This window comes from Sporomusa sp. (assembly GCF_057736855.1).
In genome coordinates, this window is the sequence record NZ_JBYKYF010000461.1 from 1 (window position 1) to 1,669 (window position 1,669).

General features: G+C 46.1%; 2 protein-coding genes. Both read right to left on the minus strand.

Going from position 1 to position 1,669, the window contains the following annotated elements:
• A partial coding sequence (locus tag AC29Z1_RS17645; protein WP_488272743.1) for a peptidase U32 family protein occupies positions 1–608 on the minus strand: 608 nt, incomplete at its 3' end.
• Positions 609–630: 22 nt separating this feature from the next.
• On the minus strand, positions 631–1,503 hold the full coding sequence (locus AC29Z1_RS17650) for an ABC transporter substrate-binding protein (RefSeq protein WP_488272744.1): 873 nt from the start codon (positions 1,501–1,503) through the stop codon (positions 631–633).
• Between the last annotated feature and the right edge of the window lie 166 nt (positions 1,504–1,669).

Genomic DNA, 1,669 nt, shown 5'->3' on the forward strand with positions numbered 1-1,669 from the left:
CGGCAGGGCTTTAGACAGCGGCCGCGATTAGAGCTTTGACCAAATATTACACCAGAGTGAAAACACTGACCACTATGTGCGATACACATATCACCATGAATGAAATATTCCAGTTCAATACCGGTACGTTCTTTGAGCAGCGAAAGCTGGGAGAGGGTTAGTTCGCGGTTGGCTACTATCCGCGTAATTCCATAGTCCATCAGACATCTAATTGCATGTTCGTTATGCGTATTCATCATAACCGAAGCATGCAGCGGTACAGTAAGATTCAATTCGTGTGCGAGTTTTAAGATAGCCAAATCTTGGATAATCAGGGCATCTGGTTGGATTTCATTTAAGAACATTAGATAATCTCGTATACCGGGGATTTCCTGTTCGCTAATCAGGTTATTGACCGTTACATATAGCCTTACGTTGTGGGCATGAGCGTAAGTAATCGCCTGAGTCAGTTTTTGGTCATCAAAATTCGCGTCAGTCCGGTGTAGGCGCATGTTAAATCGTTTGCCACCAAGATATACGGCATCAGCACCGGCGCCAATTGCGGCCTCTAGGACATCCCAGGTTCCGACAGGTGCTAAAAGTTCAACAGATTGCCGGGTTAATTGCATGTAGCTCACTCCAAATTCATAATTACTCAAATACTTCTGTAGCTCTTGCCAGCAGCGATTGCGGCAGTTCTATTCCCAGATTAGCTGCTACGAACGCATTCAATTGGATTTCAGGATTATCAACAATACCGACAGGAATACTTCCTGGATCAGCTCCGACAAGAATTTGTGCCGCCTTAGCAGCACATGCTCGTCCTAGTTCGAAGTGGTTGGCTACTAGAGCTCCTAATGCACCGGCAGGCACATTGGGAGCGTGAGAGGTAATGATCGGCAGGTTGGCTGATTCGGCATAATAAGCTACACTGGCAAAGTTTTCTTCAATGATCCGTCCAATAGGAAGAAACAATGCATCAAGGTTGTGCGGCAGCCGATCTGCCAATACCGACAAATCTTCAGCCCTATTTGTTGGAAGTTCAATAACGGTAAAGAGGTCGCCGGCTGCTTGCTTAAAATTACTTACTTCCAGCAGGGCATTGCTGTCACCGTTGTGGTACAAAATACCAATGGTTTTTGCTGCAGGTAAAAGTTCGCGGATAAAGGCTACTTTGGCGGTAGCCGGAACCATGCCTGCCATGCCGGTGGCTTTGCCACCCGGTTTGTCCATGCTGTTGACCAGTCCTGCTCCTACTGGATCGAAGACTGGGGTAAAGACTACCGGAATAGGGGCTTCTAAGTTGACTGCTGCGTGTGCAGCCGGGGTGGAACAGGCAAAAATAAGATCAACTTTTCGCTCAGCCAAAGTAGCTGCAAGCTGTGGCAAATCCTGTAAAGCACCATCGGCATTAAGATAATGATATTCGGCTTCCAAGCCGTATTCAGCCAGTCCGGACTTAAAGCCATGTACGGCGTCATCCAGATTTTGAGTTAGCTGTAAAATGCCTATCGTATGTTGCAAGTACATAACACCTCTTGACTTTGTTTTCTGTTAATTTCCACATTCAAGCAAATAATACCTGCTGTAAACCGACAATTAAGCGCATAGGATGTGAAAGAAATAGCCAGTGTCTGGCATACAGATGAAAATGAGATTCACATCCCGCCGCAGTCATGGTAAACTAAAG